This window comes from Paenibacillus graminis (assembly GCF_000758705.1).
GTDB classification, from domain to species: Bacteria; Bacillota; Bacilli; order Paenibacillales; family Paenibacillaceae; genus Paenibacillus_AQ; species Paenibacillus_AQ graminis.
In genome coordinates, this window is sequence record NZ_CP009287.1 from 333,475 (window position 1) to 345,673 (window position 12,199).

Sequence of the window (12,199 nt, forward strand, 5' to 3'; positions counted from 1 at the left end):
CGGAGTGTTGGCTCCGCCCCGGAATTATTTGGACTGCTGCTCCGTATTCGCCAGCTGCTCCTGGGCCAGGCGGATCATTTCCCGGACCATGGAACCGCCGATTTTACCGCCGACCTGGCCTGCCGATTCTGTAGTCAGCGTCCCGTTGTTGCCAGGCTGCAGAGGGATGCCAAGCTCCTTGGCCACTTCATATTTGACGTCATCCGGCCGGTCTGGATCAACCCTGTAGCCTTCATTTTTCATTACATTGGCCTTAAGTGTCTGCATTCCCTGCGCTGCCCCTGGCACTGCATATCTTCTGTTTCTTCTCGCCATGCGGACTCACTCCCTTGCTGTCTTTGCCTTAACTTGCCCGGAAGTGCAAGGGTTCATTCCCTTCTCGTCTGCTGGCTGCCCGACCGGTATTTGAGCGGATGTACACCGACGGACTTTTTGAAGACCGTGCTGAAATAATGGGGGTTCTCATAACCGACAAGCTCGGAGATTTCCATGACTTTAAGATCCGTGGTGCTAAGCAGTTCCTTGGCCTTGTCGATGCGGATTCTGGTGATGTAGTCCGTCAGTGTTTCGCCTGTTTCTTTTTTGAAAATAAGGCTGATGTAGTTGGGAGTCAAAAAAACCTCCTCGGCAATCCGGGCAATGGACAGCTCTTGGGCATAGCCTGCCTGGACTATAGCTTTGATCCTGTTGATGGTTTTGCTGTTCCTGGAGCTGTTTTTGCCGGCCATATAGGTGCTGAGATCATAAAAAAGAGAAAGCACGTAAGTCTTTAGCCCGGATAAATTCCTATGCCTGTAAAGAGTATCCATGATCGTCAGCCGATCCTGCAGCACCAGCTCAATATCCTCATCCAGCTCATAGAGGGCTCTTGCAGAGGTGAAAATCATCTCGGCGCAGATGCTCTGAACATAATCGATTTGCAGCTTGGGGGCGGCCAGCCGGTCGAACAGCTTCTCCAGCAGTTCCATCACTTGCCCGGTATGCCCTGCCTTCAGCTCATTCATCAGCCGGGCATGAAATTTGTAAAAAAAGGCGCTTTGCAGGGTTTCCGTACCGGGCTGGATATCCTTGATGTAAAGAATGGAGCGGCTGCCGGTATAAAAGGTATGCACCAGCGCAGCCAGCGCATCTTTATAGGAGTCCTCCAGTTCACTTACGCGGGTGCAGGCTCTGCCGACTCCAATGGAAGCATCCAGCCGCAGATACTCGTGAATGCTGCCAATGATCTTTTCACAGTAGCCTGTAATGGCGCCGCCGCCGGGAGAAGCATCCTCGTCCGGGCCAAAAATGATCATAAATTCATTCTCGCTGGCGGCAAAAGAAACTCCGCCGGGCGGGTGCTCCAGGCATTCGCTGATGATATTCTGAATGGAAAAATACAGCAGCTGCTTATCATCCTCCGAAAACTTGTTGACCGCGCTCTGATAGTCGTCCAACTGCAGTACACCTGCCGTCAGGATGCCGCCCGGCTTGAAGGGAAGCTGGAAATAGCGAATCTTCTCCCACAGCTCCCCTTCATCCCGGTAAAGACCTGCAACCCAGTTCTGAAGAAATTTCTCGCGGATCAGCGGCATATGGGTCTGCATTTGCCTGCGCAGCTGTTCCACATCCATCTGCTGGTCTTTCTCCCCGCGGAGCCGGGAGACGACTTCCTGAAACACCTCACGTAGTTCGGGTAATTTGACGGGCTTCAGTATATACCCCTCGGCATTCACCTTCAGCGCACTTTGGGCATAGGAGAAGTCCTGGGCTCCGCTGATAATAATGATGCGGGTCCGGCATTGCCCGGCTTTCAGCTTCTCGGCCACTTCCAGCCCCCCCAGCAGGGGCATCATAATATCTGTAAAAAGAATGTCCGGCTGCAGCTCCATACATAATTCATAGGCCTCCTGTCCGTCCGAGGCTTCTCCGATAATCTCGATGCCGAACTCCTCCTGCCAGTTGAACACTTGGATCAGACTTCTGCGGATAAACGGCTCATCATCCGCCACGATCATCGTCAGCATCTTCCATCACCTCGTTCCATGTAGTCACGACCGGAAACCGGACCACGGCCAAGAGGCCGCGCTGATCTTCGGTATTGGCATAATAACGGATGCCATAGGCCTCGCCAAAAAATTGCTGGATTCTGGTATGCACATTGCGGATGCCATAGGACTCATTGCCTGGCTGCTTATCTGTCAGCAGCTGGTTCAGCCGCTCCGGATCTGCGCCCGCTCCATCGTCAAACACCGACACACAGAGAATATCCTGGGACCGCTCCACACGGATGCGGATTCTGCCCTTGCCCCGCCGCTTCTGTATTCCGTGGATAATGGCATTTTCCACCAGCGGCTGAAGGCTCAGCTTGACGACTAGGCATTCCTCAAGCACCTGGGGGTCCGTCTCCTCCAGCCCGTAATCCAGCTTATCCTGGAAGCGAAACTGCTGAATTTGCAGGTAGCTGTCCACCTGCCGCAGCTCATCGCGCAGGGGGATGATATTCCGGCCTTTGCTCAGGCTGTACCGGAAGAAATCGGACAGCGAGGTAACCATATTGCTGATCTCAGGAATGTCATGATTGATCGCAATCCAGTTGATCGAATCCAGTGTGTTGTAGAGAAAATGGGGATTGATCTGGGCTTGAAGTGTTTTGAGTTCGGCTTCTTTTTTGCGCAGCTCCGTAACGTAGAGCTTGTCGATGAGTGCTTTGATTTGCTGCAGCAGCTTATTATAGCGGTTGAACAAATAAGAGAATTCGTCCTTGCGCCGGTAGCGGATAATAATGTTGAAGTTGCCGCTCTCGGCATGGGACATCGACTGGATGAATTTCCGGATGGGGGCCGAGATATTCTCCGACAGCAGCAGGGCCATCATCAGTGAGATGAGCATACAGATGCCGATGGCGATATACATGACACGCTGGAATGAAGCCAGCTCTCCATTAAGCTCTTTTACGGGTGAAAAGGAAAGGATGGTCCAGCCCGTTTCGGGTATTTTGATGTAGGAGACCAGCATGTTCTCTCCCTGGATTACCTGACGGAAGGAATGGAGGGTTCCGCCGCCTTCAACAGTTTTCATTTGGCTGTAATAGTCCTGTGTGCTGATATTCTGTCCTAGGAGTGCCGCGTCCGGGCTGATGGCAATCGTTCCGGTCTGGTCGGCGATATAAATCCGGCTGCCTGCCGTGGGCTTGTAATGGTCGAGCAGATTATCGAATTCCGTTACAGGAATATCAATGGTCAGCAGCCCGACATAGGGAAGCTGGGCATGGCGGATGCCGAACAGGCGCTTTGCGAACTTCAGGGTGAACCTGGCGTCCAGGGAGCTGAGCCCGACCACGGTGAAATCGGATCTGGCCGGAATGCTAAGGTACCACGGCTTCAGTGAAATCAGATCAATATTGAATACCCGTCTGGAAAAATTATACTGTGTATATTCCGGGCGGTTCAGCATATATAGCATAGGAACAAAGCTGCTTTCCGCTGTTCCGCTGCCCGAAAAGTTCTCCAGAATTTTGTTCAGTGCGGCCAGTTCATTGATGATTCCTGTGCTGTCCGTCGGACGGTTAGAGGAGATCAGGTCAGCGAACTCTGTATTGAGGTATAGCGAGATCATGGCATTATCCGCAGCGGCGAACCGCTGGGCCAGATTATCCTGAACCAGGTTCAGGTTGTTTTCGATCGATGTATGGACATTGCGGGTGATGATATCGGCTGATTTGTTATATACCGTAACGGAGATGATTGTTGTCGGTAAAAGGACGAGAAAGAGGAAGTAGAGGATAAGTCTGCTGCGAATACTGAAGTTGTACAGGAAGAGGGTTTTGGACAGAGTATCAAATAATTTCTTCATCTGAACCCCCTTCAGTTCTGCGGATAATCTTCACTTGCCATTTACCAGGGATTAATGGAAAATATCATTCAATAGATGGTATACATTGTAAAACGGGGACGCCACGCTGTCAACGCAGGAGGTGAAGGATGAAAAGGCTGCTATTCTATATTATTGGCCTGGCTCTATGCGGTCTTGTCGTGTATGCCCTCGCCTATGACCGTCCGCTTCTGGTGGAGTTTAGTCCGGAACCGGTGCCTAAGGCCGCCCCCAAGATTCAGGTCCGGATTGCGCTATACGACTGGACGGAGAACCTGGAGGTAAAAAACGCGATCCGGCAATTCAACGAGACCAATCCTGATCATATTGAAATTGTAATAGTCAACCTGTCTGCGGATACTTACAATGACATGCTCAACATGCTGATGACCTCTGGTCAGGGGCCGGATGTGTTCAGCGTGGACAACAGCTGGCTGGCAACCTATGTAAACAAAGGGTATCTAACCAATTTGACTGCCTACCTGGGCCCTGCTGATCTGAACAGATTTCCGGAGTGGGCCCGTGATTATGCCCACAGCCCCCTGTTCAAGGGAGGAGTCTACTTCATACCCTCCAGTATTGAGACTGTCCGGCTTATCTATAACAAGCAGCTGTTCCGCAGTGCCGGTCTGGACCCGGAGCAGCCGCCCATTACCTTCGCGGAAGTGAAGCAGGCCGCTGCCAGGATCAGCCGGGCCGGGGTAGGCGTGAATAAATACGGCTTTGCACTGGCTGCGGGAGACAGCCAGGACAGCTTGCAGACGGGGCTGGAGATGTCCAATACTTACAGCGGGATCTATCTGTATAACTACCGGACAGGTCGTTATGATCTCAGCGTGTATGCCCCCTGGCTGCAGCTGCTGCTGGACATGAAGGCAGAGAGCAGTCTGTATCCTGGTGAGGCTCTGCTGAAGCGGGACAGTGCGCTCCGGCAATTTGCCGATGGCAACATTGGCATGATGTATGCAACCAGCAAAGATTATGTGAAATTGCAGGAATATATGCCAAAGGATGACTGGGGGGTGGCTTTGCCGCCCGTGACCTCTTCAGCCAGCAAAGGCAGCGGAGCGCTCATGATGATTCCCCACTCGCCGCTGGCGGTGAATAGCAGTGCCCCGGATCAGGAAGCAGCAGTGAAGGTATGGAAGTTCCTTCAGTCTGAATCCTTCCTGAACATTTTGTTCCAGCAGGCTTTGGCGCTGCCTGTGGTAGACGGCATCACGGACCTGCCCGGCCAGGTTCCAGGTCTGGGCCATTTTAAGGAGTTTTATCCTACCGCAGAGGAATCTATTTATCCGCTTTCTCCGCAGATTATGGACCAGTACGATCCGAACACCGTTTCAATTGAGCCGCGTGACTCTGGAGACCGCCCCCGGATGCAGCTCTACCAGCAGATCCTTTCCGGAGGGGTAAATGCAGGCAAAGGGCTCCGCGCGGAAAGCGACCGTCTGAATCAGATGCTGGACATTGCGGCTACCGGATATTCGTTCAAGCATGATGAGTATATCTATCCGGACTTCAATCCCCGTTCGCCGCTGAAGGCCGAGAGCCTGGAGAGCCGGTTGAATGCAGGGCAGGAATAAGGAAAGAGGAGAGGGCTGGAACGTTGTCATTCGTGCAGGGTGCGGATAGAGGAGGATAACAACTCGTTGCATCAGTTAAAGGGAAGGACTGTTTCTCAAGGCCGAACGGCTTAGAAACAGTCCTTTTTGCTTTGGAGTCGAATAGCCGTCAACCCGACGACCCGGCGAACTTGACGAGCCGTTAAACCGATGAACCGACAAACCGATGAACTTGGCGAACCGACGAACCGACGAACCGTCAAAGTGTCAAACCGACGACCGACGAACCGTCAAAGCGTCAAACCGACGACCGACGAACCAACGAACCGTCAAGTCGTCAAACCGTCCGGGGGGCGAGGATTAGGTGGAAAAAGTATAACTATTCTAAGAAAAATCGCTCTGCAGCGAGGGTTAGTGGGAATTAGTAGACTTATTTTCGGTAAATCAGGCGTTGATGAAGGAAGATGAACATATTAGTGGTACTTTTTCCCACTAAAGGTCGCTTGAAGCTCAAATTATTTGGATTAGTGGTACTTTTTCCACTTTGTCTTGTTGCAGCTGTCCGTGCAGATCCAAAGAGGTACAAGTTGTGCGGAAGCTTGCAGTCGTTACGTCCACGCATTATGCCATACGTTGGAATATTACTATATAAATCGCTCTGGAGTGCTGCTAGTGCTAGATTCCTTAAAGAACGGGGCCATGCCAGCCAGAGCTGAGGGATTTGAAATTCATTATAAAGGAGAACTGGAGAGATGAGCTTTTTTTCAACAGGTCCAATAGAAAATAATGCGGTCAGCGGTGTAAGACCTACTCAGTCAGTGACCCTCCGAATCGATAACCGCAGCAGCTCACAAGCTTCCATGGTGTCAATTGAAGGTTACTACATGAGCGGAGGATTACGGAACTTATATGTGAGCCAGTCCTTGAATTTGGCTCCTAATCAAGTGGTGACCAACAACTACTTTGCTGATCTGGATGCATTTGAGTTTATTATTACAACGCCAAGTCCAAGCCCGGCAGATGATCCTGTGCAGGTTTCATTATGGGGGAAGAGCAGCACGGGGCAGCTTGTAACAGCCCACCGGCTGGTATCCGCTGAATTGCTCGGAGATACCCCAGGAGCAACAGGAGCGAATGGGGCAACAGGTGCAACAGGAGTGACTGGAGCAACCGGGGTAACGGGAGCGACAGGGATTACAGGTGCGACGGGAGAAACCGGAGCAACTGGTGTAGGAGTGACTGGAGCAACCGGGGCAACGGGGGCGACAGGGGTAACAGGTGCGACGGGAGAAACCGGAGCGACTGGTGTAGGAGTGACTGGAGCAACCGGGGCAACGGGGGCGACAGGGGTAACAGGTGCAACGGGAGAAACCGGAGCAACTGGTGTAGGAGTGACTGGAGCAACCGGGGCAACGGGGGCGACAGGGATTACAGGTGCGACGGGAGAAACCGGAGCGACAGGTGTAGGAGTGACCGGCGCAACCGGGGCAACGGGAGCGACAGGGGTAACAGGTGCAACGGGAGAAACCGGAGCGACTGGTGTAGGAGTGACCGGCGCAACCGGGGCAACGGGAGCGACAGGGGTAACAGGTGCAACGGGAGAAACCGGAGCGACTGGTGTAGGAGTGACTGGAGCAACCGGGGTAACGGGAGCAACAGGGGTAACAGGTGCAACGGGAGAAACCGGAGCGACTGGTGTAGGAGTGACCGGCGCAACCGGGGCAACGGGAGCGACAGGGGTAACAGGTGCAACGGGAGAAACCGGAGCGACTGGTGTAGGAGTGACTGGAGCAACCGGGGTAACGGGAGCAACTGGTGTAGGGGTGACTGGAGCAACCGGGGTAACGGGGGCGACAGGGATTACAGGTGCGACGGGAGAAACCGGAGCGACAGGTGTAGGAGTGACCGGCGCAACCGGGGCAACGGGGGCGACAGGGGTTACAGGTGCGACGGGAGAAACCGGAGCGACAGGTGTAGGAGTGACCGGCGCAACCGGGGCAACCGGAGCAACTGGTGTAGGAGTGACTGGAGCAACCGGGGGAACGGGAGCGACAGGGATTACAGGTGCAACGGGAGAAACCGGAGCAACTGGTGTAGGAGTGACTGGAGCAACCGGGGTAACGGGAGCGACAGGGCTAACAGGTGCGACGGGAGCAACGGGAGCGACAGGGATTACAGGTGCAACGGGAGAAACCGGAGCAACTGGTGTAGGAGTGACTGGAGCAACCGGGGTAACGGGGGCGACAGGGCTAACAGGTGCGACGGGAGCAACGGGAGCGACAGGGGTAACAGGTGCAACGGGAGAAACCGGAGCGACAGGTGTAGGAGTGACCGGCGCAACCGGGGCAACGGGAGCGACAGGGGTAACAGGTGCGACCGGAGCAACGGGAGCGACAGGAATTACAGGTGCAACAGGCCCGAATATTGCGGCGGAAGGGTTCTCGGCATTTCTGCCCACAGTCTCGGCCAGTGCCAGCACCCAGCTTGCCGGCTGGACGGTGACATCACCGTATTACGACAGCACCTCGTTTAACGAAACAACGGGGAACTATACGGTTCCGGTTACGGGCCGGTACTCTTTTGAAGCAACGATCAACTACTCTACCACCGCAGCAATTTCGGTTGCGTTAGGTGCGGGAGTTAACCCTGCATTTGTGATCCGGAGAACATCTCCTACGGCTATAGATTTGGTAACCGGACTATTCCCTCTGCTGAATGTTAACATTGCGCTTGTATTGTCCCTTAGAACGATCCTGGGCAACGGGACAGTCACCTTGACCGGTGAGTTTGATCTGACAGCAGGCGATGTGATCGGCCTCTTCTATGAGGCGGATGGTTTAACGGTTCCACTTGATCTGGGAAGCACATCCTCTGGCGTGGTCTGGTCAGTCCACAGATTCATTTAATGCATCCTAAGAAGAAACAAATATAAATTACAACCGGAAGGGGCCGACATCCACAGGGTGAAGGCCTCTTCTTTTTTTTCGTGGACCAGCGATCTTCAAACTCTGTAGATTATCGAACTTTTATTATAGATGGCCTTATTTAGCATCCGCCGTTCTCCGGCTACACTTAAAGCATAGAAGAGAGAGACTGCTGAAGAAATCAGGAGGCGTAAGCGATGATCACTCATGAAAAAAGAAACGCGCTGGACACCAGGCAGCATCTGCCAGTGCGGATACATCCGAAAAGAAGCTCCATGCTGGGGCATCTGCTGAAGCATAAGGTGCTGCTGCTGATGCTGCTGCCGGGTGTAGTGTTCCTGCTCATTAACAACTACCTGCCGATGTTCGGGATCATCATTGCCTTCAAAAATATCAACTATGTCGACGGAATTCTCGGAAGCCCTTGGGTAGGGCTGGATAATTTCAAATTCCTGTTCGCCACCTCGGACGCCTGGATCATCACCCGGAACACGGTGCTGTACAATTTCGTGTTTATCATTCTCAATCTGGTGATTGCCGTATCCATTGCGATTGCCCTGAATGAGCTGAAGAATAAGCTGGCCGCGAAATTTTATCAGAGCATTATGTTTTTTCCGTATTTCCTGTCGATGGTGGTGGTGAGCTACCTTGTATTCGCTTTTCTAAATGTTGAATACGGTTTCATTAATAAAGGAATCCTGGCCATGTTCGGGCTGAATGAGCTGAACTGGTACTCGGAGCCGAAATATTGGCCGTTTATACTGCCGCTGATCAACCTCTGGAAAGGGGTAGGGTACGGCTGCGTCATTTATCTTGCGGCAATTATCGGTATTGACAGCGAGTATTATGAAGCAGCGCTAATCGATGGGGCCAGCAAGTGGAAGCAGATTCTCCATATCACGATCCCGCTTATCCGTCCGGTCATCATCATTACAACCATACTTGCCATCGGCGGCATTTTCCGCTCTGACTTCGGACTGTTTTACCAGACCACACTCAACTCCGGGGCGCTCTATCCGACAACGCTGGTTATCGACACCTACGTCTATAATGCCTTAATCAATATGGGCAACCTGGGCATGTCCGCTGCAGCCGGGCTATACCAATCCATCGTCGGCTTCTTCCTTGTCCTAGGCTCGAACTGGATCGTGCGCAAGGTTGACAAGGACCAGGCTGTTTTCTAAAACTTTAAAAAGGGTGCGAGCACCTTTGAAATAGCAATTTAGAAGGAGGATGGAACCAGTGACCAACAATGAAATATCCCGGCCGGCGAATGTTATACTCCATATTATTTTTATCATCCTGGCGATCACCTGCCTGCTGCCCATTGTGCTGGTGTTCATGATTTCGATTACCGACTATGATTCCATTGTGCTGAACGGGTATCAGTTTATCCCGGAGAAGCTAAGTCTGGAGGCGTATGCATATATCTTCAAGGATTATACTGTCATTGCAAAAGCCTACGGCGTATCCATCTTCGTAACCGTTGTCGGCACCCTGCTCAGCGTATTTATCTCTTCCCTGTATGCGTATCCGATCTCGCGGGCTGACTTCAAGTACAGAGGTTTCTTTGCTTTCCTGATTTTCTTCACGATGCTGTTCGGCGGCGGGCTGGTGCCCTGGTACATGGTCTACACCCAGGTGCTCGATCTCAAAAACTCAATATGGGCGCTCATCGTTCCGATGCTGCTGTCCCCGTTCAATGTGCTGATTATGAAGACCTATTTCCAGATGAGTGTGCCGCCTGCACTGATTGAGGCCTCCAAGATTGACGGTGCCGGAGAGCTGCGGACGTTCTTTCAGATTGTGTTCCCGCTGTCGCTGCCGGTATTCGCTACGATCGGCCTGTTCAACACCCTGCATTACTGGAATGACTGGTTTAACAGCATGATCTTCGTCACGGATACGGATCTTTATTCCCTGCAGTACCTGATGTACAAAATGATCTCCCAAGCGGACTACCTGAGCCGCAACGGGGCTTTGATTCAAGGCTCGGCGACCGAGCTGGCCAAACTGCCGGGTGAAACTATCCGCATGGCCATGGCGCTGATCGGCATTGGTCCGATTGTGCTGGCATATCCATTTTTTCAAAGATATTTTATCAAAGGCCTGACGCTGGGCTCCATTAAAGGCTAACCTCGGATTCTACCGATTTAGCATATATTGATTCACCTAGGGGAGGAAAACAAGATATGGCGGGAAAAAAGGGAACGGGTCTACTGCTTTCATTTGTACTGTTGATTGGGCTATCTTTAAGCGGGTGCGGCGGAAATAACAGCAATAATGAGGCGGCCCCGGCTGGGACACAGGCGGACAGCACCGCTGCCCCGGCTGCTTCGGATAAGGCGGCGGCCACCGAAAAAACAAATGAGCTCGAACAGGTGGAGCTGTCGCTGTATCTGCCCGGCGGGCCGGATAAGGATGTGGCCTCCGTCGAGCAGGCGATCAATGAATATCTGAAGGATAAGATTAACGCCACGATCAAGATCAACCAGCTCAGCTGGGATAAACCGGCCGACAAAGTGAATCTGATGATCCAGTCCGGCGAAGTGTTCGACATGGTCTATACCTGGAACTTTATGACCAACGCCGCAAAAGGCGCTTATCTGCCGCTGGAGGAACTGCTGGACACTTATGCCAAGGAGACCAAGGCACAGATCAATCCGGCCTACCTGCAGGCCGCTACCGTCAACGGACATTTGTATGCGATTCCAACTGAGAAGGAGCTGGGCCAGTCGGTAGGTTTTGCTTTTGACAAAGCGATTGTCGACAAGTATGGGTTCGATGTCAACAGCATCAAGAAGCTCGAGGATATTGAACCGATGCTGAAGACGATTAAGGAGAAGGAGCCTGCTATCACCCCGCTGTTCATGAACCACACCGACAGCCTGAACTGGTTCACCGTGTACCCGGACAGCGAGGACCTCGATGGCAGCAATGAAATTCCGACACTGCTCGATTATAAGACGATGAAGGTTTTTAACGAATATGACACCCCGGACATTCTGGCTCGTCTGAAACTGATCCGGGAATGGTACAAAGCCGGTTATATCAACAAGAACGGGGCCACCGACAAAACCGAGCTGAAGGATGCGGTAAAAAGCGGCAAGGCCTGGTTCACTTATGGCAATATGAATCCAACCTCTACCAATGACTGGTCCCGTCTCGCCGAGAAGCCGATGGTCATCAAAACTCTTTTGCCGGTACAGGTCAGCACCAAAAGCCTGCAGGGCTCAATGCTCGCCATCTCCAGAACTTCCAAAAACCCAGAGCGGGCCATGATGTTCATGAACCTGATTCATACCGATCCGGTCCTGTATAACCTGTTAACCTTCGGCATTGAAGGCAAGCATTATAAGAAAGTAGGCGACAATACGGTTGAATTTATCCCGGACAGCGGCTATAACTCCGTATCTTCGTGGATGATCGGGAATGTGCTGCTGAACTATCTGAACAAGGACGAAGACCCGAAACGGGTACAGCTCTATACCGACTGGAACAAAAACTCCAAGGTGTCCCCGGTGATCGGCTTTGTGTTTGACTCGACCAAGGTGCAGTCGCAGATCGGCGCGCTGATCAACATTACGAAGCAGTATAAGAATACCCTGTACTCCGGGGAAAAAGACCCTGAGCCCATCCTGAAGGAAATGAACAGCAAGCTGAAGGCTGCTGGACTGGATGCCGTCATAAGCGAAATTCAGTCGCAAATGGATGCGTTTTTGGCCGCCAAATAAGATGTTGAATGATTAGCAGACCCAATATCCGGTACAGTTCGGCCGCCTCCCTGATTCTTACTTCAGCTTGCTGCGGCCGCTTGCCTGGGTATCGGGTATTCCTATTCGCCGAATTAGCAATTGGGGG

8 protein-coding genes are annotated in these 12,199 nt (G+C 52.4%); 5 read left to right on the forward strand and 3 right to left on the reverse strand.

What is annotated here, in order from left to right:
* Positions 1 to 24: 24 nt before the first annotated feature.
* Genes PGRAT_RS01515 through PGRAT_RS01525 form a run of 3 tightly spaced genes read right to left on the reverse strand, consistent with a single transcriptional unit; the run spans position 25 to position 3,834 of the window.
* The gene (locus tag PGRAT_RS01515; RefSeq protein ID WP_025706052.1) at positions 25 to 315 is read right to left on the reverse strand and encodes an alpha/beta-type small acid-soluble spore protein; all 291 of its coding nucleotides are present in this window, start codon (positions 313 to 315) and stop codon (positions 25 to 27) included.
* 53 nt (positions 316 to 368) lie between these two features.
* Positions 369 to 2,006 (reverse strand): response regulator, encoded by a 1,638-nt coding sequence (locus PGRAT_RS01520; protein ID WP_025706051.1) that lies wholly within the window; start codon positions 2,004 to 2,006, stop codon positions 369 to 371.
* Positions 1,981 to 3,834 carry a cache domain-containing sensor histidine kinase gene (locus PGRAT_RS01525; protein ID WP_025706050.1) on the reverse strand — a complete coding sequence of 618 codons (1,854 nt, stop codon included), beginning with the start codon at positions 3,832 to 3,834 and terminating at the stop codon, positions 1,981 to 1,983. The genes PGRAT_RS01520 and PGRAT_RS01525 overlap by 26 nt, the downstream gene beginning before the upstream one ends.
* A gap of 128 nt (positions 3,835 to 3,962) precedes the next feature.
* Here PGRAT_RS01525 and PGRAT_RS01530 point away from each other — a divergent pair, with 128 nt between their 5' ends.
* From PGRAT_RS01530 to PGRAT_RS01550, 5 genes are all read left to right on the forward strand, one after another.
* Positions 3,963 to 5,435: an ABC transporter substrate-binding protein gene (locus PGRAT_RS01530; RefSeq protein ID WP_025706049.1), complete on the forward strand. Its 1,473-nt coding sequence runs from the start codon at positions 3,963 to 3,965 to the stop codon at positions 5,433 to 5,435.
* Between the two features lie 731 nt (positions 5,436 to 6,166).
* Positions 6,167 to 8,320, forward strand: coding sequence for a hypothetical protein (locus PGRAT_RS33955; RefSeq protein WP_081954713.1), 2,154 nt, complete (start codon positions 6,167 to 6,169; stop codon positions 8,318 to 8,320).
* A 215-nt stretch (positions 8,321 to 8,535) separates the two neighbouring features.
* Positions 8,536 to 9,522, forward strand: a complete 987-nt coding sequence (locus PGRAT_RS01540; RefSeq protein ID WP_025707217.1) for an ABC transporter permease — start codon at positions 8,536 to 8,538, stop codon at positions 9,520 to 9,522.
* 49 nt (positions 9,523 to 9,571) lie between these two features.
* The gene (locus PGRAT_RS01545) at positions 9,572 to 10,474 is read left to right on the forward strand and encodes a carbohydrate ABC transporter permease (RefSeq protein ID WP_036706003.1); all 903 of its coding nucleotides are present in this window, start codon (positions 9,572 to 9,574) and stop codon (positions 10,472 to 10,474) included.
* 56 nt (positions 10,475 to 10,530) lie between these two features.
* Positions 10,531 to 12,072 (forward strand): ABC transporter substrate-binding protein, encoded by a 1,542-nt coding sequence (locus tag PGRAT_RS01550; protein WP_025707215.1) that lies wholly within the window; start codon positions 10,531 to 10,533, stop codon positions 12,070 to 12,072.
* Positions 12,073 to 12,199 lie beyond the last annotated feature (127 nt).

Bases quoted from the DNA above. Each gene is read 5' to 3' on its own strand.
- PGRAT_RS01550 (WP_025707215.1), top strand. From the start codon at position 10,531: ATGGCGGGAAAAAAGGGAACGGGTCTACTGCTTTCATTTGTACTGTTG.
- PGRAT_RS01525 (WP_025706050.1), bottom strand. From the start codon at position 3,834: ATGAAGAAATTATTTGATACTCTGTCCAAAACCCTCTTCCTGTACAAC.
- PGRAT_RS01530 (WP_025706049.1), top strand. From the start codon at position 3,963: ATGAAAAGGCTGCTATTCTATATTATTGGCCTGGCTCTATGCGGTCTT.
- PGRAT_RS01545 (WP_036706003.1), top strand. From the start codon at position 9,572: ATGGAACCAGTGACCAACAATGAAATATCCCGGCCGGCGAATGTTATA.
- PGRAT_RS33955 (WP_081954713.1), top strand. From the start codon at position 6,167: ATGAGCTTTTTTTCAACAGGTCCAATAGAAAATAATGCGGTCAGCGGT.
- PGRAT_RS01540 (WP_025707217.1), top strand. From the start codon at position 8,536: ATGATCACTCATGAAAAAAGAAACGCGCTGGACACCAGGCAGCATCTG.
- PGRAT_RS01520 (WP_025706051.1), bottom strand. From the start codon at position 2,006: ATGCTGACGATGATCGTGGCGGATGATGAGCCGTTTATCCGCAGAAGT.
- PGRAT_RS01515 (WP_025706052.1), bottom strand. From the start codon at position 315: ATGGCGAGAAGAAACAGAAGATATGCAGTGCCAGGGGCAGCGCAGGGA.